Genomic DNA, 18,542 nt, shown 5'->3' on the forward strand with positions numbered 1-18,542 from the left:
AGAGGGTCAGACGTTAAACCGCTCCGGCCTGTAAGCGGATATGTCGATCCGGGTCTTTTCGCCCATCATCGCTTCCGCGATGACCTGACCCGTGACCGGACCGAGCGTCAGGCCGTGATGCGCATGGCCGAAGGCGAACCACAATCCGTCGTGACGCGGCGCCTTGCCGATGACAGGCATCATATCCGGCGTGCAGGGGCGGGCACCCATCCAGGGCTCCTTGTCCAGCCGCTCACCAAGCGGAAAGATCTCGCGTGCCACAGCTTCGGCGCGGGCAAGCTGAACCGGTGTCTTCGGCGCATCGCGGCGCGCAAATTCGGCACCGGTCGTCAGCCGGATCCCCTGGTTCATTGGGGCCAGGAAATAGCCGCGCTCTGCATCCATCGTCCAGCCGTTGAGTTTCGCATTGCCCTTTGGCGCATAATGCATGTGGTAGCCGCGCTTGACGCCGACGAGGAAATTGTAGCCGAGCGGCTTGGTCACCGTGTCCGACCACGGACCAAGTGCGACCACGACATCCTTCGCCTCGACCACGCCTTCGCCGGCAATGATGCGCCAGCCGGTCGCGGTCTTCGAAAGGCTCTTTGCGTCACCCGTCAGCACCCGACCGCCAAGCTTTTCGAACAGCGCCACATAGGCACGCGTCAGCGCGAGCGGATCCTTGACCGCCCACGGGTCTTCCCATTTCAGCGCGCCGATGAAATCGTCGGAGAGATTGGGTTCCGCAACCGCAAGTTCCGCAGGCGTCAGAACTTTGAAGGAAAGGTCGTATTCACGCTTCAGTCGGTCGGCCTCGCGCACCGTCTCGTCGAGCTTGGCCTGCGAGCGGAACACTTCCTGCCAGCCGTTCTTGGCAATCAGATCCTCGGCGCCCGCCTCGCGGATCAGTTCGTCATGGGTGGCGATCGAATGCTCGATCAGCGGCGCATAGGCGCGGGCGATCAGCTCATGCCTCGGCACATTGGAATGCCACCAGTATTTTGCCAGAAACGAGGAGACCGACGGCATCGCGCTCCAGTGAAAATGCGCGTCGATGCGGTTGTTCCTGGCATAGCGCAGGATCTGGGCGAACTGCTGGGGAAAGCTGTAGGGGACAACGCCCTCGCGCTGGATCAGGCCGGCATTGCCGTAGGAGGTTTCCATCCCGGGCTCCCTGCGGTCCACCAGGGCGACCGATTTTCCCCGTCGCGCCAATTGCAGAGCCGTCGAAACACCGATGATGCCGGCGCCGAGAACGATCACATCCGCTGCCATGATATTGAATCCATATGAGATAACTGAGCAGGTCACCATGACGCCGGGTCAGGCGCAGCGCAAATGAAAATTGCAGCGGTCGCCTGGATATCCAAGGGGTGAGGAGCGCTTGTGGAACTTGATCTAAATCAAATATAGCTTGACGCAACCAAGTTTGCGCTCCTAAGTCGATGACGCACTGACGGCCACCAGAACTTGCAGATGCACGCTTTGCAGACGCAATATCCTGCCGCGACCGCCGAATTTCTCTCTTGTCGCGCCCTCCGTCAGGGCTTCGGATTCATTCATGTCTGAAAAAGTCTCACATCGCGGGCTCGTCGTAGCCGCGATCATGGCAAGCATGGCGATGATCGCCATCGAAGCGACCATCGTCTCCACCGCCATGCCGCAGATCGCAGCCCAGCTCGGGCAGCTCAATCTCTACAGCTGGGTGTTTTCCGCTTTCCTCCTGTCGCAGACCGCGCTGACCGTCGTCTTCGGCAAGCTTTCCGATATCTACGGGCGAAAGCCGATCGTGCTGGCTGGCATCGCCGTCTTCCTGGTCGCCTCCATCCTCTGCGGATTTGCCTGGTCGATGCCGTCGATGATTGCCTTCAGACTGCTCCAGGGCATCGGCGCCGGCGCCATTCAGCCCGTCGCTATGACGGTGGTGGCCGATCTCTTTCCGGGCAGCCAGCGTGGAAAGGTTCAGGGCTATCTGGCCAGCGTCTGGGCGCTCTCGGCCGTGGTTGGCCCGCTGCTCGGCAGCGTCATCATCCATAACCTGCCCTGGGCCTGGATCTTCTGGATCAACGTGCCGGTAGGTCTCGCCGCTGCCGCAGCGTTCATCCTGTTCTACCACGAGGAAAAGCACACCCGGACGGTCTCGATCGATATCCTGGGCGCCGTGCTGTTTGCCGTCTCCATCTCGGCGCTGATGATTGGCCTCACGGTCTCCGAGACCGGATTGTCGACGTCCGCGATCGTCTCCTTCGTCCTGTTCGCCGTGTCGCTTGCGCTGTTCATCTGGCAGGAGCGCCGCGTCGAAGAACCGATGGTCGCGCCGGATCTCTGGCTCTACCGGCCGATTGCGGCCGCCAACATCTCTGTCTTCTTCGCCTCCATGGCGATCATGGGGCTCACGACGTTCCTGCCCATGTATGTGCAGACCGTGCTCAACCAGTCGCCGCTGGTGGCGGGCTTTGCGCTGACCATGCTTCTCTTGGGATGGCCGTGCGGCGCAACGATCGCTTCGCGGAACTTCACCCGGTTCGGGCTGCGGCCGATCATGCTGGTGGGCGCCGTGTTCGTCCCCGTGGGAACCTTCCTCCTGACCCTGCTGACGCCATCCAGTTCGGCGGTGCTTGCGGGTGCCGGCTCGCTCGTCATGGGCTTCGGCATGGGCCTTCTCAATATCGGCGCACTGATCCTCACCCAGGGAAGCGTCGCGGCCTCGCAACGCGGCAGTGCCACGGCGTCGAACGTGTTTTCCCGCAACCTCGGCAGCACGCTGGGCGCGGCGATTCTCGGGGCGGTTCTGAGCTGGGGCCTTGTCCATACGACCAGCGGACAGGCGATCACGACCGACCAGCTGCGTGCTCTCCTGAACGGAACCGGTCTCGTGAGTGGCGATGCCGAAGCGGTTCGCCTTGCGCTGCAGGACGGCCTGCACGCGACCTTTCTGACCATGCTCCTGTTTGCCGTCCTGATCGTGCCCGCTTGCCTGTTCGTGCCCCGCGATGCCGTCCACAAGGACGAGCCCGTGCGGGCCTGAACCTTGAAATCTGGCGCCAACATGCCCATTTCGCTGTGAACGGGGCCCTATCGGGACCGATATCGTCACAACGACTATTAAGGTGGGTGGCACGATGCAGCAGATGACAAAGACAATCCGGGACCTGACGATCGAGGAGCGCGAAGACGCGCTGATCACCATGGCGCACGCGCTTGAAGGCGCTGCCAGAGAAGCCCTGGTCGAAGGTAACCGCCAGTTCGCTGCGATCTCCGGCAACATGGCCGAAGCGATCTTCATCAACGCCGATCAGCTTGCACGCGATCACGTCGAGGAAGCCGAACAGGTTCTCGAACAGGCCGTCCAGATCATGGTCGAATATGAGGCCGAACACCCCTACCGGATCGTCAGCACCGCGATCCACTGAGGACGGCGGCACGGCGGGCGACGGGCAACCTTGCCCGCCTCCCGCATTCTCTCGCAGTGGAGAAGACGCCACCTGATGCGGCAAGCCTTCACTGGTCTCCTATACAAAACGTCTGACATTGAACGCCTGCAAATCCAACGTCGAGTTCCTCGGCGATGGCGCAGATGGTAGCGTTGTGCTCCTTGGTGTCTGCGGGAATGGGAAAGAGCCAAAGGGCGGCGGCTCGTGGGCGGATGGCCGCAGACGGCCATAGTTCCGTTTGAGCGCGAGTGTTCATCCCTTAGGCTCTGCCACACATCGCCGTTACATTCTTGATATGCAGATTGGCGATTTGAGAACGGAAAGTTCTCACGGTTTTCGTGTCGCCCCAGCTAAGATCAAGAACATGCAAAAAATCTCAAGCACTCCATCGAGCCTCTCAAGCCGCCTACAAAGCTGATTCAGAACGATGAATCTTCACCGGCGCTAAAATGCCGAGAGCTATCCCGTTCTGACCCCGCTTGACTCTTCTGTCGCGTCGGAACAGAAACAGAACACCAACATTCTTTGGGACTTGAAGTCCTGTGCAACGCGAACCTTGAGGAGGGCCGTGAACGATGTCGCATGCCCCTGCCTCAAGGCTTGTCGAGGAACTGAGAGACCGGATTGCGCATCTGGAAGGCAGCGTGTCGCGCAAGGCGCTTGTGCTGCCCTTCGGGGTGCCTGACGTCGACGAGCGATTACCGGGCGGGGGGCTTGCCTATGGCGCCTTGCATGAAATTGCAGGCGGCGGGGCGGGTACAATCGATGGTGCCGCGGCCGCCCTGTTTGCGGCAGGTATTGCGGCCCGGGCCAAGGGAAAGGTTCTCTGGTGCCTGACCCGGCCGGATCTCTTTGCGCCGGCGCTGTCGCAGGCCGGGCTTCACCCCGACCGCGTCATCTATTGCGAAGCCGATAAGGAGGAGGACGTGCTTGCCTCGATGGAAGAGGGGCTGTCCTTCGGGGGATTGGCGGCCGTCGTCGGGGAACTGGTGAGGCTGCCGATGACCGCGTCGCGGCGTCTTCAACTGGCTGCCGAGAAGACGGGGACGCTCGGCCTGGTCGTCCGGCGCTGGCGACGGCAGACGGAGGCCTCCGACTACGGTCAGCCGACGGCGTCCACAACACGCTGGAGGATCAGCACCCTGCCGTCCGAGCCGCTTCCTGTCGCCGGCGTGGGACGGGCGAGGTGGCTGGCGGAATTGATGCGGGTAAAGGCGGGGCAATGTGCCGAGTTTGAGTTAGGAGCCTGCGATGCCGAGGGTCGTGTCTGTTTACTTCCCCTATCTAGCAACGGATCGGATACGTCGGCATGGCGAGGAAGCCGTGTCGGTTGACCAGCCGCTGGTCGTGGTCTCGCGCAGCGGCTCGAAACGCTGGATATCGGCAGCCGATACGGCTGCCCGCAAGCTGGGCCTCAAAGTCGGCATGGCTGCCAGCAAGGCACAGGCGATGATTGGCAACCTTCATATGGTGGACGCCGATCCCGTTGCCGACGCCGCAGCCGTCGAGCGCCTGGCGCTATGGGCGCTTCGTCAATACAGCCCCGTCGTTGCCGTGGATGGAACGGATGGCATCGTCATGGATACCGAAGGTGCCGATCACCTTCAGGGTGGTGAAGAGCTGCTGATCTCCGGCGTTGTCAACGGTCTCCGCGGCAAGGGCCTGACGGCACGTGCCGCTGTCGCCGATACCTGGGGCGCGGCGCATGCACTGGCGCGACTGACGACGAACGAAACGACGGTGGTGCCGCGCGGTGATGTCACCAAGGCCGTGATCGGACTTCCAATCCACTGTCTGCGGCTTGCGGCAGATACGATCCAGGCATTGCGCATCCTGGGTATCGACACGGTAGGAGAGCTGTCGGCACTGCCGCGTGCGCCGTTGACACTGCGATTTGGTCCGGAGGTCGGACGCCGTCTCGATCAGCTCTTCGGCCGTCTTGCAGAACCCATCGATCCGTTGCGCACGCCGGATCTGGTCGAGGTGGCGCGCAATTTCCAGGAGCCCATCGGTGCGTCCGATACGATTGCAAAATACGTCCGCCGGCTGGTGGCGCAACTGACCGCAAAGCTGGAGGAGCGGGGGCTGGGCGTCCGGCGCTCCGATCTGATCATCCATCGCGTCGACAACACACGCCAGTGTCTTCGAGCAGGACTTGCCAAGCCCGTGCGTGATCCTGCCCGCCTGACAAAGCTTCTCTGCGACCGTATCGAGAAGATCGACCCGGGTTTCGGCATCGAGCGGATGGTGCTGGTGGCGGTCATGGCCGAGCCGCTGGAAATAAAGCAGGTCGCAAACGCGCTGGTGGAAGAGGCGGTGGTGGATGTGACGCCGCTTGTCGATATTCTCGGCAACCGGGGCCAGCGCCTTTACCGCATCACGCCGGTCGCCTCCGACGTTCCGGAACGATCTCTCCGGCGGATCGGACCGACGGCCGTCGAGACGGGTGCCGAGTGGGCAGCCAGGTGGCCGCGGCCGTCACGGCTGCTGGCTTATCCCGAAGAAATCGAAACCATGGCTGTCCTGCCCGACCAGCCGCCAGTCGTCGTCACCTGGCGCGGCAAGCGCCGCCGCATCGTTCGTGCCGATGGGCCCGAGCGCATCTTCGGCGAATGGTGGCTCCGGCCGCGCGAAATGCAGGCGGTGCGCGATTACTTCGTGGTCGAGGATGAGCACGGCGATCGGCTGTGGGTCTTCCGCGCCGGCGACGGCGTCGATGCAGGCACGGGGTCACACAAATGGTTCCTCCACGGCATCTTCGGGTAAGGCTTCAACTATGCGCTATGCCGAACTCCAGGTGACCACGCATTTCTCGTTCCTGCGCGGTGCAAGCTCAGCGGAAGAACTGTTTGCCACGGCCGCCGCACTGGGCATCGACGCCCTTGGTGTCGTCGACCGCAACTCGCTTGCCGGCATTGTCCGGGCCTGGGAGGCGGCAAAGACAACCGGGGTGCGCCTGGTGGTCGGCTGCCATCTCGACCTCACGGATGGCATGTCGCTGCTCGTCTACCCGACCGACCGGCTCGCCTATTCCAGGCTCACCCGGCTGCTGACGCTTGGCAAAAGCCGGGGCGGAAAGGCCAAGTGCATTCTCGACCTGTCTGATGTCGAGGCCTATAGCGAGGGCCTCATCGCGATCCTCATTCCCGATGAGGCGGACGATGTCTATGCGGGTCAGCTCCGCAAGGTGGCCGCAGTCTTTGGTGACCGCGCCTATGTTTCGCTCTGCCTGCGGCGTCGTCCGAACGACCGACTGCGGTTGCATGATCTGTCGAACTTGGCGCAGCGTCACAAGGTGAAGACGGTGGTGACCAACGATGTGCTCTTCCACGAGCCCGGCCGCCGACAGCTTCAGGACATCGTCACCTGCATCCGCAACCGCACCACCATCGACAGCGTCGGCTTTGACCGGGAGCGGCATGCTGACCGCTTCCTCAAGGCGCCGGAGGAGATGCACCGCCTGTTTGCCGACTATCCCGAAGCTCTCGCAAGAAGTCGCGAGATCGTCGAGCGTTGCCGTTTCGACATGAGCGAGCTGCAGTACCAGTATCCTGAAGAGGCAATTGTGCCAGGGCTCGACGCCCAGCAGTCGCTGGCCAAGTTCGCCTGGGAAGGTGCGGCGGCACGCTACCCGGAAGGCATTCCCGACAAGGTCCGCAAGGCGATCCTGCACGAACTCGACCTGATCCGGAAGATGAACTACGCTGCGTACTTCCTCACCGTCTTTTCCATCGTCCGCTTTGCCCGCTCCAGGAACATCCTCTGTCAGGGCAGAGGGTCGGCTGCCAACTCCGCCGTCTGCTATTGCCTCGGGATCACCAGCATCAACCCGGAAACAGGAGACCTCCTGTTCGAGCGCTTCGTTTCGATGGAGCGTAACGAGCCGCCGGATATCGACGTCGACTTCGAGCATAACCGGCGCGAGGAGGTCATCCAGTGGATATACGAAACCTATGGCCGCTCGCGCTCCGCCCTCTGCTCCACCGTCACCCGCTACCGAACCAAGGGTGCGCTGCGCGATGTGGGCAAGGCGCTCGGTCTGCCCGAAGACCTGATCGGTCAACTGACCTCCGGCGTCTGGGGCTGGTCGAAGGATGGCATCGGCGAAAAGCAGCTTAAAGAAAACAACATGAACGCGTCCGACTACCGGCTGCGTCTGGCGCTCGACCTTGCCTCGCAGCTTATGGGAGCGCCACGCCATTTGGGCCAGCATCCCGGCGGCTTCGTGCTGACGCAGGACAGGCTGGATGATCTGGTCCCCATCGAGCCCGCCGCCATGGATGACCGCCAGGTGGTGGAATGGGACAAGGACGACATCGACGCCTTGAAGTTCATGAAGGTGGATGTGCTGGCGCTTGGCATGCTGTCCTGCATGGCCCGCTCCTTCGAGCTGCTGGCCGAGTACAAGAACGAAGCGATGAGTCTGGCAGACGTTCCGCAGGAGGATCCGAAGACCTACGCGATGATCCGCAAGGCGGATACGCTTGGCACCTTCCAGATCGAAAGCCGCGCCCAGATGGCGATGCTGCCAAGGCTCAAGCCACGCACCTTCTATGATCTCGTGGTTCAGGTTGCCATCGTCCGCCCTGGCCCGATCCAGGGCGACATGGTGCATCCCTATCTGCGTCGGCGGGAGGGCAAGGAGAAGGTGGAGTATCCGACGCCGGAGCTCGAGGCGGTGCTTGGCAAGACGCTCGGCGTCCCGCTCTTCCAGGAGAGCGCCATGAAGGTTGCCATGGTCTGTGCGGGTTTCAGTGCAGGCGAGGCGGACCAGCTGCGTCGGGCCATGGCGACTTTCAAGTTTACGGGCGGCGTGTCGAGGTTCAAGGAGAAGCTCGTCAACGGCATGGTCAAGAACGGCTACTCTCAAGACTTCGCGGAGCGGACGTTCAGCCAGCTGGAAGGCTTCGGCTCCTATGGCTTTCCGGAAAGCCATGCAGCTTCGTTCGCCCTCATCGCCTATGCCAGTTCCTGGATGAAGTGCCATCATCCGGATATCTTCTGCGCCGCTCTCCTCAACTCCCAGCCCATGGGGTTCTATAGCGTTGCCCAGATCGTCACCGATGCCCGCAACCACGGGGTGGAGGTCCGGCCTGTCTGTGTCAATCGGTCTCGCTGGGACTGCACGATGGAGGAGACCGGAAGGCCCGGCCGCTTCGCGGTTCGTCTCGGTATGCGCATGGTAAAAGGGTTGCCGCTGAATAATGCTGCCAGAATTGTTCTTGCCCGTGTTGACCAGCCTTTCGAGAGTGCCGACGACATGTGGCGGCGATCCGGCGTGCCGACAGCGTCGCTGGTCAAGCTGGCAGAGGCCGATGCCTTCTTAGCCTCGTTGAAGCTGGAACGGCGTCAGGCACTTTGGGACATCAAGGCGCTGCGCGACGAGCCGCTGGAACTATGGGCCGCAGCCGCAAAGCGTGAAGCAAGGGTCGTTGCCGAGATGCAGGAACCCGACGTGTCGCTCAAGTCGATGAAAGAGGGCAGGGAAGTCGTTGAGGACTATTCCCATACGGGCCTCAGCTTGAGGTCGCATCCTGTGTCTTTCCTGCGTCCGGAACTGAAGAAAAAGCGGATCGTCACCTGCGCCGAAGCGATGGGTGAGCGCGACGGCCGCTGGCTCTGGACGGCGGGCCTCGTCCTCGTGCGTCAGAAGCCGGGTAGCGCCAAAGGCGTGATGTTCCTGACGCTCGAAGATGAGACGGGCGTCGTCAATGCCGTCGTCTGGCCCTCGCTATTCGAGAAGCAGCGCCGGATCGTCATGTCGGCTTCGATGATGGCGATCCATGGCAGGATACAGCGCGAAGGCGAGGTCGTGCATCTGGTCGCCCAGCGCCTGTTCGACTTTTCCGGCGATCTCTCCAGTCTCGGCGAGCTTGGCGGCGACTTCCCCTTGCCGTACGGCCGCGGCGACGGAGCCAAACATGGCAGCGGGCCTGATCCCCGCGACAATCCGAAGCCTGTCATCCCGACGCGCGACATCTATATCCCGGATCTCCACATCGACACGCTCAAGGTCAAGTCGAGAAACTTCCATTGACCGGCAAGGATGTCAAAGACAGCGTTGTTGATATTGCTCTTAAGTCTGTCCCGTTTTGCCTGTGCTCCGGCCGGTTACGGCTTCCCTCACAGGGTTGGAGCGGCGGGTTGCGTATCCGCACGAATTCGTCCGTGTCATCCATTCCAGGACTGACTGCGGACGTTGATAGCGTCGGCGCTATGCCCGCTTGAAAGCGTAGACCAGGCGCATGCGGGAGAGGGCGCATGCTCACGATATGTCTTTTTGATGGATCAAAGTCAGCCCTCCGGTGTTGTTGAAGACAGAACGGATTATGGGATGACCGTTCTCCGGAGGCCCGCTATCGTGAAATCACGTATCGAAGTCGTCAATGCCGTGACGGATGTTTTAAGACGGTTGCGGGTCAGGCCGCCATCGCAGGTCAAGTTCGGGACGATCGCGAACACGCCCGCGACTACCGGATATTCAAGAAACGAACTTCTGAACGCGCTCTACGCCCTGGAACATGAAGGCGTCATAGCATTGCACCATGACAACAGTTTCAGCGTCTTGAAATCATCGACCTTGATCTAGCTTCCGGCAGAGCCGACACGCTTGAAACACGATGCGCGTTGGAAATTCGGCATCGTCTGTTTCTCGTGCCGGCAGCCTATCGGATCAGCATGCGATCTGGTGTTCCATTTTTCTCTCGAAGAACCATTCTTCAAATGCGGCTGGCGACAGCGGCTTTGCAAAAAGATACCCCTGCGCTTCATCACAACCCATCTTGCTCAAAGCGTCGGCCGCCTCGGTCGTCTCCACCCCTTCCGCCACGACCTGGTAGCCCAGGTCGTGCGACAGCTGGATCATCGATCTGACGAGATTGGTTTCGCGAAAGCCATCATCCATGCTGCGGATAAAGGATTGATCGATCTTGACCACGGTGGTCGGCAAGGTCTGGAGATAGGACAGGCTGCTGTAGCCCGTGCCGAAGTCGTCGATCGATAGTCGGACCCCGCCCTCGGAAAGCGCCTGCAACTTTGCCAGCGCGTTTGCCGCGTCCTTCATGATCGCGCTTTCGGTGACCTCCAGCTCCAGCATCGCCGGCCGGATACCATGTCTCAAGAGGGACAGTTGCACCCGTTGAACAAAGTCCGGTTCATCGAGGTTTGCCGCCGAGATATTGACCGATACCGGAACGATTACCCCCCTGGATTTCAGGTTGCCGGCTTCGCGCAGAGCGGCATCCAGAACCCACGCGGTCATCTTGCCTATATGTGGAGACTGCTCGATGATGGGAGCGAATTCGCCGGGGGAGATGGCTCCCAGTTCCGGATGGAGCCAGCGCAGGAGGACTTCTGCTCCGACGCAATGGCCATCCGGCAAACTGACACGCGGCTGGAACACGATCGATAGCTGATCGCTGCCTTGAAGGGCGTTGTCGAAATCCTGCAGCAGACGGAAACTCCGCTGGTAGCGATCGTCGCTGGCCTGTGAAAAGACCGCGACATGTGTCGCTGTCAGACGAGCGTCCTGCGCTGCGCTGCTCATGGCACGCAGGAAATCCGACGGCGTGGTGTCGGGTTTGAGCGGCGCGACGCCGATTGCCGGCGTCATCAGAAATCTGAGGTCCGACTCGTCGTCCAGGTCACCCAGCAGCTGTCTGAGGTAAACCATGCAGTCGAGGCCTGCGATATTTCTGTCCCTTATGAACGCAAACTGCGTCGTGGAGACGTGATAAAGTGTTGTTTTGCCGCCAACGATCGCTCTGAGCCGCTGTGCGGCATCGCGCACTTTCGCATCGATTTCGGCTGTTCCCATCACGCGGGAAAGGTCGTCAAGCTGCCGCGTCTCGGCAAGGTCGATCAGGACACCGGTATAGGCCGTCCGCCAGGCCGGTCCTCTGAGAAGGTCGCTCACGTCCTCGGAAAACTGGGTACGATTGGGAAGCCCGCTGACCGGCTCGATCCTGCCATACGCATGTTGCAGTTCGATCTGGGCCATCACCATTGCGGCAAGGTCCTGGAGACTGGCAATCTCGTTTTCGGTGGTCTCACGCGGCTCGGCTCCAAGGACACACAAGGCGCCGAGACAATGCCCCTCGCGCGTCGTGAGCGGTGCTCCCGCGTAAAAACGCACGCCTGTCTTTGCAAGGACACTGTCGTGGTAGTGCGCATCCTTGGACAGGTCCGGAACGACGAGAAGTTCGGTACTCTCGGCCACTGCCGCACAGGGCGCCTTGTCTCGTGGAATAGACTGGTGCTCCACCCCGACACGCGCCTTGAACCACTGCCTGTCGGAATCGGTTAGCGATATGGCCGCGATCGGCAGGTCGAATATCTGGCTCGCCATGCGCGTGATACGGTCGAAGCTCTCACTTGCTGGCGTATCGAGCAATTTCAGGGAGTGCAGAGCGGCGAGACGGATTTCCTCATTGGTTTTCATGTAATATCTCAGTCGTAATGTCTTTTCGGGATAAAGTTGGGACGGCGTTTAAATTGACATTCTCACAAGGTTGCGGCCTGACGCCTTTGCCTCGTACAGACGGCGATCTGCCGTCTTGAACAGTTCTTCGTAACTGGTGTTTTCGCGGAAGGTGGCCCCGCCGATGCTGACCGACAGCAGCCCTTCGCCAACGTCCCTGGGGAAGGGCAGTGCGCGGATCCTCTGTCTTATCAGCTCGGCCGTGCGCGACGCCGTGTCATCGACAACAGCCGGCAGGAAGACGGCGAACTCTTCGCCGCCGACGCGTCCGACAAGATCTGCCGGCGACAGAGTTTCCTTGATAGCCCCAGCAATCAACTTCAGGGCCTGGTCACCCGCCTGATGCCCGTGACTGTCATTGATTGCCTTGAAATGATCCGCATCAACGATCAGAAACGATCCCGTTTGCGGAAGCGATCCCGCCCGCGCTCTTTCCAGATAGGCTTCGACCAGCATTTCGAATGCACCGCGGCTAAGCACGGTGGTAAGACTGTCTGTCGAAGCAAGCCGCTGCAGCTCCACCTTGGCCACGGCGAGTTGCCGGATCTTCTCCAGCAGAAAGTAAAAGAAAGGCCCGCCGATCAGGGTCGGGAGCAGGATGTCTGTCGCGAGTGCGCGACGAAAATGATCCTGCGACATCTCCGCGAAATTAAACGAGTCCGCCAATACTGCGGCGACAACGCAAAGAGCTGTGCCAAGCAGTGTTCCTGCAAACACACGCAGTCTCGAAGTCTCTTGACGGATAAGGTGGACGAACGGCAATGCTGTACCCTAGATTCAGACCTTCTGAATTAGCATCTGCCTATTAAGAAAAGCGCTATATCAAACACTCAAATCGTTTCGATTTGGTACGTAGATACCCGTACATATTTGGCTTGTTCCATGCGCGGCAAGTTCGGATCATCGACAGTGAGATCCGCTCGGGTCATGACCGGTTGAACTGCTCACGGAGTGTGCTGGCGATAGGCTCTTTTCGAAGTTGCGCTCGGATAATGTTCCCAATTGCCGGACGGTCTCTCGGGCAATTGTCGCGTGGACGAGTTGAAGCTGCGAAGTAATACCGAGAAATGACGCGCAACCAAACGCGACACCATTGGCGCTGAGAGTTTTGCAACGACCGCGATTGTTGTCGGGGAGAATTGGCTGGGGAACCTGGATTCGAACCAAGATTAACGGAGTCAGAGTCCGTCGTTCTACCGTTGAACTATTCCCCAGCAGGAAAAGCTTTGTGGCTCATCGGTGTGCGGCGCTTATAACCAAACACTTGGCGCTTGCAAATACCCTTTGTGAAAAAAATCGACATCATTTTTGGTCCTGCTTGCCGCGCCCTAAAAAGCCGTTGGCGAATGCGCCTGAGGCTGTTATCTTCAGGTCAACGAAACGATCAGACGCCAGCTGCATGCTTCAGAGTGTTGCGCGGCGAGATGGACTTATAAAGTGATGAACCCCGATAGCGGCGGAAAGCCGCCGGAAGGCGGGGCGTCGGCGGAACTGCGCAGGGATGTCAAGAACTCCCGGCGCCGCAAGGCGAAGCGAAACGGCAAAGACCGTGACGCGGCGTCGATGGCGCACGCAAGCCCGGCTGAAAAGGCCGGCCAGGCCGGACGCTCGCACGGCATGAAACCGGATGGTGGCACGTCCGACGGAGGGCGGCCAGAGCCGGGCTCACCGCATCCGCGCAAGCGCAAGCGCCGTCGCTCCCGTTCGCGCTCCGCGGTCACGGAGAACTCCGCACATGCGCCGAATCCATCTGCGGAGAGTGGCGATCGACCGATTGGCGCCGATGCGCCGGCGGGCGAAGGCTTGCGCGGTGACGCCAAGCCGGCCGGAAAGCAGCCGCGCCAGCAGGGCCCGCAGCAGGATCGCAATCAGAGCCGCAAGAAGAAGCGTGCCGGTCGGGGCCCGCAGGGTCGGCCGCTGACGCAGGCCAAGCAGGGACCGCTGGTCACCGCCAAGACGGTTTCGGCCGCAGGCCACGCCGGTTATGCGGCGCTCGGGCATGAAATCCATGGTTCTCCCGGCGCCGACAAGTTCGCAGGCTTCCGCGACGAACTCTATGCAGCCCTTGATCTCGGCACCAACAATTGCCGTCTCCTGATCGCCCAGCCGACGCGGCCGGGCCAGTTCCGGGTCATCGACGCGTTTTCGCGCATCGTCCGTCTGGGCGAGGGGCTGGCTGCAAGCGGTCGCCTGTCGGCGGAAGCGATGGATCGCGCCGTCGATGCCTTGCGCGTGTGTGCGTCGAAACTTGCGCACCGGCCGATCCGCCGCATGCGGCTGATTGCCACCGAAGCCTGCCGCGCTGCCGAAAACGGAGAGGCGTTTCTGGCACGGGTGACAGAGGAAACCGGTCTCGAGCTCGAAATCATCGATCGCGAAACCGAGGCGCGGCTTGCCGTGTCCGGCTGCTCGTCGCTGGTCGGTCGCGAGGCCCGCTCCGTCGTGCTGTTTGATATCGGCGGCGGTTCGTCTGAAATCGCGGTCATCCGCATCGGCGACAGCCGCTCGTCGCGGCTCGCCAACCACATTACCCACTGGACCTCGCTGCCGGTCGGCGTCGTGACGCTGTCGGAACGCCATGGCGGCCGTGATGTCACGCCCGCCGTCTTTGCCGGCATGGTCGATGAGGTCGAGGGCATGCTGTCGAAGTTCGATTGCCCGCCGATCGGTTCCCCGCACCAGCAGGGTGCCGAGGACTTTCATCTGATCGGCACATCCGGCACGGTCACCACGCTTGCCGGCGTCCATCTCGATCTGCCACGCTACGATCGCCGCAAGGTCGATGGTCTCTGGCTGTCGGATTCCGAGGTTTCCGCCATGCAGGCAAAGCTCCTCTCATGGGATTTCGCCGGCCGTGCCGCCAATGCCTGCATCGGTCCTGACAGGGCCGATCTGGTTCTTGCCGGCTGCGCCATCCTCGAAGCGATCCGCCGCCGCTGGCCGAGCCAGCGCATGCGGGTTGCCGATCGCGGGCTGCGCGAAGGTCTTTTGACGGATATGATGGCTGATGACGGTGTCTGGCGCCGCGGCAGGGGACGAAGGTTCGGCCAGGGGTCAGGCAACGGTTCAGGCCAGGGCCACCATCAGACGAATAATTCAGGCCACGGGCAGACGCAGGAAACGGGACGCAAGCAATGACGAAACCATCCGTTGGCGGCAACCGCACCGGTCGCAAGCTTGGCCAGAAGGTCAAGAAGGGCAAGCTGAAGGCGTCTTCACGCCGCTGGCTGGAGCGCCATATCAACGATCCCTATGTCCAGCGCGCCAAACTCGAGGGTTATCGCGCTCGGGCGGCGTTCAAGCTTCTGGAGATCGACGAGAAGCACCAGTTGCTCAAGGGCGCGCGCCGCATCATCGATCTGGGTGCAGCCCCCGGCAGCTGGTCGCAGATCGCCGCCAAGGTCACCGAATCCAGCGATGACGATATGCGCGTCGCGGCGATCGATTTTCTTGAAATGGCGCCGCTTGCCGGCGTCAAGATCCTGCAGCTCGACTTCCTCGATGACGACGCGCCGCGCCAGCTGATGGAAGCGATCGGCGGCACGCCGGATGTCGTCCTGTCCGATATGGCGGCACCGACCACCGGTCACCACCGCACCGACCATCTGCGCACCATGCATCTGTGTGAAGTCGCCGCGCATTTTGCCGTCTCGGTTCTGGGCGAGGGCGGACATTTCCTGGCGAAGACCTTCCAGGGCGGCACCGAGAAGGACCTTCTCGACATGCTGAAGAAGAATTTCAAGCAGGTCATCCACATCAAGCCCGGCTCGTCGCGCCAGGAATCGGTGGAAATGTTCCTGCTTGCAAAACACTTCAAAGGTCAGGCCCACAGGCTCGCCAACGAAGCGGCCGGCGACCATCCCGGCGATGATGCAGCGGACGAAGCACAGGATGATCCGCGGGAACAGGCGGGCGACGAGGGCTTCGGCCGGGACTGAGTTTACTCGCCGGCTCCCGGTGTCGGCTCTACCTGTCCGACGCGCACTCCGCGCCGGTGTCCCGATACGTCGGCGCCGGTCATCGGGTCGAGCTTGAGGATTGGGATCACCGCAAATACCGAAACAGCGGCGACGATAAAGAACGCGAGATGGAAATCCGCGAGCGCCAGCTGGCTGCCGGAAAACGTCGACGACATCTCCAGAATGAAGGCTGCAAACGCGACGCCGAGTGCCAGGCTCACCTGTTGCAGGAATGAGGCCATGGACGTCGCCTGGCTCGCCTGCTGGTCCGTAATCTCCGAATAGCCGAGCGCATTGGCACCTGTGAAAAACAGGGAGCGGAATAGCCCTGCCGCGAGCAGCGCGCCGATGATCACGATATGGGGTGTGTCCGGCTTGAAGAACCCGTTGACCGCCGTTGATGCTGCACCAAGGATGCCGGCAAAGATCAGCGCGGTTCGAAAGCCTGTCATCGCAAACACCCGCCTTGCAAGGAACTTGACCGTCAGCGCACCGATCGCGCCGGCGAAGGTGATGAGGCCGGACTGAAACGGATTGAGGCCGAAACCCAGCTGCAGCATCAGCGGCATCAGGAAGGGGATCGCCCCGGTCGCGATGCGAAACATCGTGCCGCCGGTGGTGGAGGCACGGAAAGCCCGGTCGTTGAAGATCGTGAGGTTTAGCACCGGAAACGGATGCCGCTTGGCATGGAAATAATAGAGAATGCAGGCGGCAAAGCCGGCAAACGTGGCCGTGATGCCGACGACCGGCGGCAGCGCCGGCAGGCCGATCACCGACAGGCCGAAGACGACACCGGAGGCCGCGACCGAGGTCAGCAGAAAGCCAAACCAGTCCATTCGAGGCGTCTCCACCGGCGGCACGTGCGGCAGGTAGATGCCGGTCAGGATCACGCCGGCGATGCCGATCGGCACGTTGATGATGAAGATCCAGTGCCAGGAAAAATAGGTGGTGATGAAACCGCCGATCGGCGGCCCGGTCAAAGGCCCGACCAGCGCCGGAATCGTCAGAAGCGCCATGGCGGAAACAAGTTCGCTTCGCTTCGTCGTCCGCAGCAGCACCAGACGGCCGACCGGCGTCATCATTGCACCGCCCATGCCCTGCAGAAAGCGCGACATCACGAACTGCAGCAGTGACTCGGAGATTGCGCAGAGGATCGAGCCCACGATGAAGACGCAGATCGCCAGGCGAAAGATCTTCTTTGCCCCGAATTTGTCGGACATCCAGCCACTTAGCGGAATGAACATGGCAAGCGCCACCATGTAGGATGTCAGCGCCAGTTTCAGCGTGATCGGACTGACGCCGAGATCGGCGGCGATGGTGGGAAGTGCGGTGGCGATGACGGTCGAATCCATCTGCTCCATGAACAGAGCGACGGCCAGAATAAGCGGAATGATGCGGTTCATGGGGAGGGCCTGCGATACGCGACGCACTTCAACGTCCCCGCTCTAGACCTGTTCCGGCATGAAGCCAATTGCACGATGTCAATTTCCGGGAGACGATGTCACGTCTGCGTGAGGCTTGTTTCCCTTTGCCTGTCGCCTGTTATCTATTCGTGTGCGGGGCTTGGGCATTTTCGGTGCACCCCCGAAAGCTTTCAAACGGAGGGATGAGATCATGACGTTCAAGGACGAACCAAAGGGCATGGAACGCCGCACGCTGCTGGGAAGTGCCGGACTGGCCGTCCTCGCGGCGCCGGCTATATGGAGTGGCCAGGCGCTGATGAGCAGCAAAGCGCTGGCACAGGAGAAGAAATTGGCAATCGATCGCGTAACCCCTCCCGACATTCACAAATTCAAGCTCGGTAGCTTCGATGTTCTCGTGGTGAAGGATGGCTCCCGCGCTTCCGGCACTCCGAACGAGACGTTTGGAACCAACCAGTCGGCCGAGACCGTCAGCGCGCTTCTCGCAGACAACTTTCTGCCGACCGATCAGTTCGTCAACGGCTTTTCCCCGACGCTCATTGATACCGGCAGCGACGTCATCCTGTTCGATACGGGATTCGGCCAGTCGGGTCATGCCATGGGTGCCGGCCGTCTGGTCGAAGGCATGGCGTCTGCCGGCTATATGCCGGGCGATGTCACAAAAGTGGTCCTGACCCATCTTCACGGCGACCATATCGGCGGCCTGATGGAAGACGGCAAGCCGGCTTTCCCCAAGGCGACCTATATCACCGGTCAGACGGAATATGATTTCTGGGTCGACGGTGCCCGAGCCGGAACACCCGCTGAAGGCAATCAGAAGTCCGTGCTCGCCAATGTGAAGCCGCTGGCGGACAAGATGACCTTCATCGGAGAGGGCGACGACGTCGCACCCGGCATAACCGGCATGCTCGCACCCGGCCACACGCCCGGCATGATGATCTTCAACGTGGAATCGCAGGGCAAGCGCCTGATCCTCACGGCCGATACCGCCAACCACTTCGTCCTGTCGCTGCAGCGCCCGGACTGGGAGGTCAAGTTCGACATGGACAAGGCCAAGGCCGCCGCAACCCGCAAGCGCGTGTTCGACATGATCGCCACCGACAAGGTCGCCTTCCTCGGCTACCACATGCCATTCCCCGCCGTCGGCTACGCCGAAAAGCAGGAAACCGGCTACCGCTTCGTGCCGAAGAGCTACCAGTTCGATATCTGAGGAATATTGACGCGGTAAATTCACAGCTATGCAAACCCGGAGGGACTGCCTCCGGGTTTT

General features: G+C 61.3%; 13 protein-coding genes and 1 tRNA gene. 9 read left to right on the forward strand and 5 right to left on the reverse strand.

Annotation, left to right across the window (positions count from 1 at the left end):
* Positions 1 to 6 precede the first annotated feature (6 nt).
* Positions 7 to 1,254 carry an FAD-binding oxidoreductase gene (locus tag J3A65_RS21155; RefSeq protein WP_062453752.1) on the reverse strand — a complete coding sequence of 416 codons (1,248 nt, stop codon included), beginning with the start codon at positions 1,252 to 1,254 and terminating at the stop codon, positions 7 to 9.
* Between the two features lie 286 nt (positions 1,255 to 1,540).
* On the opposite strand from J3A65_RS21155, the gene J3A65_RS21160 reads away from it, so the two are divergent.
* From J3A65_RS21160 to J3A65_RS21185, 6 genes are all read left to right on the forward strand, one after another.
* Complete coding sequence (locus J3A65_RS21160; protein WP_174195653.1) at positions 1,541 to 3,007, forward strand: MDR family MFS transporter; 1,467 nt, start codon at positions 1,541 to 1,543, stop codon at positions 3,005 to 3,007.
* Between the two features lie 94 nt (positions 3,008 to 3,101).
* Complete coding sequence (locus J3A65_RS21165) at positions 3,102 to 3,392, forward strand: hypothetical protein (RefSeq protein ID WP_062579170.1); 291 nt, start codon at positions 3,102 to 3,104, stop codon at positions 3,390 to 3,392.
* A gap of 596 nt (positions 3,393 to 3,988) precedes the next feature.
* A complete protein-coding gene (locus J3A65_RS21170) occupies positions 3,989 to 4,747 on the forward strand; it encodes an ImuA family protein (protein ID WP_113166244.1) in 759 nt (252 codons plus the stop codon).
* Complete coding sequence (locus J3A65_RS21175) at positions 4,665 to 6,179, forward strand: DNA polymerase Y family protein (protein WP_209903234.1); 1,515 nt, start codon at positions 4,665 to 4,667, stop codon at positions 6,177 to 6,179. The genes J3A65_RS21170 and J3A65_RS21175 overlap by 83 nt, the downstream gene beginning before the upstream one ends.
* A gap of 10 nt (positions 6,180 to 6,189) precedes the next feature.
* On the forward strand, positions 6,190 to 9,450 hold the full coding sequence (locus J3A65_RS21180; RefSeq protein WP_209903235.1) for an error-prone DNA polymerase: 3,261 nt from the start codon (positions 6,190 to 6,192) through the stop codon (positions 9,448 to 9,450).
* Positions 9,451 to 9,696: 246 nt separating this feature from the next.
* Positions 9,697 to 10,002 carry a hypothetical protein gene (locus J3A65_RS21185; protein ID WP_062453746.1) on the forward strand — a complete coding sequence of 102 codons (306 nt, stop codon included), beginning with the start codon at positions 9,697 to 9,699 and terminating at the stop codon, positions 10,000 to 10,002.
* 84 nt (positions 10,003 to 10,086) lie between these two features.
* Here J3A65_RS21185 and J3A65_RS21190 read toward each other — a convergent pair whose 3' ends face one another.
* From J3A65_RS21190 to J3A65_RS21200, 3 genes are all read right to left on the reverse strand, one after another.
* Positions 10,087 to 11,853 carry an EAL domain-containing protein gene (locus J3A65_RS21190; protein WP_209903237.1) on the reverse strand — a complete coding sequence of 589 codons (1,767 nt, stop codon included), beginning with the start codon at positions 11,851 to 11,853 and terminating at the stop codon, positions 10,087 to 10,089.
* Between the two features lie 48 nt (positions 11,854 to 11,901).
* On the reverse strand, positions 11,902 to 12,531 hold the full coding sequence (locus J3A65_RS21195; protein ID WP_245341602.1) for a GGDEF domain-containing protein: 630 nt from the start codon (positions 12,529 to 12,531) through the stop codon (positions 11,902 to 11,904).
* Between the two features lie 501 nt (positions 12,532 to 13,032).
* Positions 13,033 to 13,106: transfer RNA gene (locus tag J3A65_RS21200), tRNA-Gln, on the reverse strand.
* 223 nt (positions 13,107 to 13,329) lie between these two features.
* Between J3A65_RS21200 and J3A65_RS21205 the strand changes: the two genes are divergently transcribed.
* Together J3A65_RS21205 and J3A65_RS21210 are read left to right on the forward strand one after the other, a co-directional pair.
* A complete protein-coding gene (locus J3A65_RS21205) occupies positions 13,330 to 15,030 on the forward strand; it encodes an exopolyphosphatase (protein WP_209903239.1) in 1,701 nt (566 codons plus the stop codon).
* Positions 15,027 to 15,830 (forward strand): RlmE family RNA methyltransferase, encoded by an 804-nt coding sequence (locus tag J3A65_RS21210; protein ID WP_062579257.1) that lies wholly within the window; start codon positions 15,027 to 15,029, stop codon positions 15,828 to 15,830. Before J3A65_RS21205 ends, J3A65_RS21210 begins: the two co-directional genes overlap by 4 nt.
* Before the next feature lie 2 nt (positions 15,831 to 15,832).
* Here the strand turns inward: J3A65_RS21210 and J3A65_RS21215 are convergent, their stop codons facing one another.
* Entirely contained in the window at positions 15,833 to 17,254 is a 1,422-nt protein-coding gene (locus J3A65_RS21215; RefSeq protein WP_209903241.1) for an MFS transporter, read from the reverse strand.
* A gap of 238 nt (positions 17,255 to 17,492) precedes the next feature.
* Here J3A65_RS21215 and J3A65_RS21220 point away from each other — a divergent pair, with 238 nt between their 5' ends.
* Positions 17,493 to 18,482 carry an MBL fold metallo-hydrolase gene (locus J3A65_RS21220; protein ID WP_062580161.1) on the forward strand — a complete coding sequence of 330 codons (990 nt, stop codon included), beginning with the start codon at positions 17,493 to 17,495 and terminating at the stop codon, positions 18,480 to 18,482.
* Positions 18,483 to 18,542 lie beyond the last annotated feature (60 nt).

The organism is Rhizobium sp. PvP014 (assembly GCF_017876855.1).
Taxonomy (GTDB): Bacteria; Pseudomonadota; Alphaproteobacteria; order Rhizobiales; family Rhizobiaceae; genus Neorhizobium; species Neorhizobium soli.